We start from the raw sequence: 2372 nt of genomic DNA, 5'->3' as shown, positions 1-2372 counted from the left end.
TGTCGGCGTACGGGTGAACGTGCGCCAGCGTGTACGGATGAGAATGCACCGTTCTTGATGCGGTGACACTCCGTTACTGCGAGGCTACTGTTCTCTGTTCGGAGTCGGTGGAGGGCGGCTGACGGTGGTCTTGGACCCGCATCGCTGGTTGGAGCTGAGGCGGTTTCGCAGTCTGCATGAGTCCGGTGCGATGAGCTTGCGGGAGATCGCGGCCGAGACCGGGCTGAACCGGCGGACGGTCGCCAAGTACCTGGCCGGCCAGGTTGCTGTGGCGCCGCCAAAGAGGGCGCCCAACGATCGGCCACGGCGGCGGGTGGTGGACGAGGTCGCGCCGCTCATCGATGCCATGTTGCGGGCGGAGATCCTGCTCAAGGGAGCGGTGATCCACGAGCGCCTGGTGGCCGACTACGGATTCACCGGCAACTACCAGCGAGTGAAGATCTACTTGCAGGAGGCGCGCCCGCGGATCGCGGCCGAACTCGGTATCAGCCCGGGCGAGCTGGCGGGGTTGCATCGCCGATTCGAGGTGGTGCCGGGCGCTCAGGCCCAGGTGGATTGGGGGGATGAGGGCAAGATCTTGGCCCATGTCGGGATCGGGAAGGTCTACTCCTTCCACATGACCTTGTCCTACTCGCGGGACCCGTTCTGCTGCTTTGCCACCAGCCAGGATCTGGCGACCTTCTTCGACTGCCACCGCCGGGCGTTCGAGCACTTCGGCGGGGTGCCGATGTCGATCGTCTACGACCGCACCAAGACGGTGGTTCGCCGCCACGTCGCCCCCGGTGAGGCTGTCCCGTTGCATCCCGAGGCGGTTGCCTTCGCCGGGCACTACGACTTCGACCCCGATGTGCTGGCCGCCTACCGGCCCACCGGCAAAGGCCGGGTCGAGCGTCAGGTCGCCATCGTCCGAAATCATGTCCTGGCCGGGCGGGCGTTCTCCTCGATCGAGGAGCTCGACGCCGCCTTCGCCGCCTGGGTTCCACTGCGGCGCTCCAAGATCCACGGGACCCACGGCGAGGTCATCGGCCTGCGGGCGGTCCGTGACCACATGGCGTTGCGACCGCTGCCGGCCACCCCGTATGTCGTGTCCCAGCGGCATCTTCGCTACGTCGGCAAGGACTGCCTGGTCGCCTTCGAGGCGAACCTGTATTCGGTCCCGGCCCGCCGGGTCCAGCCGCGCCAGCTGGTCGAGGTCAGGGCGACCAAGGCTCAGATCATGCTGCACGCCACCACACCCGACCACACGGGTCAGACGCTGCTGGCCGCCCACCAGCGGGCAGTGGGCCGCGGCTGCCGCGTCGTGGACGAGCGGCACTGGGACGGCCTGCCCACCGGAGCCGGTCGACGTGTCACCGCAGGCCACGATCTTCCCGTTCGCCAGGGCCGGGGCAAAGGCCACAGCCCGGAGCCAGCCCCCGGATCGTTGGCGGGCCTGCTCAACAGGACCGCGGCTGCCCAGATCGAGGTCGGCCGCCGCCCCCTGTCGGTCTATGACGAACTGACCGGCACCCGCCCCTTCAACACCGATCACACCACGAAGGAAGCCCGTTGACCGAGCTGGTCTCCACCCGCATCCGCACCACCGCCGCCAAGCTCGGTCTGCCCCATCTGGCCGAGGCCTTGACCCACTACGCACAGCGGGCCGACGAAGCCAAGATGGGCTACTTGGACTTCCTGGACCTGGTCTTGTCCGAAGAACTCGCCGTCCGCGAGGACCGCCGGTTCCGCACCGGCCTGCGCACCTCGAAACTGCCGCACCACAAGACCCTGGACGACTACGACTTCTCCTTCCAGCCCGACCTGGACCCCCGCAAGGTCAAAGACCTGGCCACCCTCGCCTTCGTCGAGGCCAGGGCCAACGCGGCCCTGCTTGGCCCACCGGGAGTCGGCAAAACCCACATCGCCGTCGCCCTGGCGGTCGCGGCCTGCCGGGCCGGCTACTCGGTCTACTTCACCAGCCTCGACGACATGGTCAGCAACCTCAAGGCCGCCGAGGCCGCCGGGCGCCTGAGCAGCAAACTCGGCACCTACCTACGGCCGGGCGTCCTGGTGATCGACGAAGTTGGCTACGAGATCCTCGAACGCGGCGAGGCCAACCTGGTCTTCCAGGTGATCTCTAAGCGTTACGAGAAGGGCTCGATCATCCTGACCTCGAACAAGAGCTTCGGCGAGTGGGGTCAGGTCTTCGCCGACGAGGTCCTGGCCACCGCCATCCTCGACCGGCTCCTCCACCACTGCGATGTGATCTCCATCAACGGCCCCAGTTACCGACTCAAGAACCGGCTCAGAAACATCGAACAAGCCACTGAGGTCGCCTGAGCTGGTGCACACATCTCCGTACTTGGTGGAGCACCCAAAGAAGTACGCGGACA

At 66.9% G+C, this 2372-nt stretch carries 2 protein-coding genes; both read left to right on the top strand.

Features of this window, described 5'->3' with window-relative positions:
- Positions 1-124 precede the first annotated feature (124 nt).
- The gene (istA, locus tag LDL49_RS56285; RefSeq protein WP_308016327.1) at positions 125-1552 is read left to right on the top strand and encodes an IS21 family transposase; all 1428 of its coding nucleotides are present in this window, start codon (positions 125-127) and stop codon (positions 1550-1552) included.
- The gene (gene istB, locus LDL49_RS56280; protein ID WP_225303161.1) at positions 1549-2319 is read left to right on the top strand and encodes an IS21-like element helper ATPase IstB; all 771 of its coding nucleotides are present in this window, start codon (positions 1549-1551) and stop codon (positions 2317-2319) included. Before istA ends, istB begins: the two co-directional genes overlap by 4 nt.
- Positions 2320-2372: the final 53 nt, after the last annotated feature.

Source organism: Nonomuraea aurantiaca, from assembly GCF_020215705.1.
In the GTDB taxonomy this organism is placed as follows: Bacteria; Actinomycetota; Actinomycetes; order Streptosporangiales; family Streptosporangiaceae; genus Nonomuraea; species Nonomuraea aurantiaca.
Note: the sequence above shows the minus strand (reverse complement) of the source record. Positions and strands in the feature narration are given on the sequence as shown.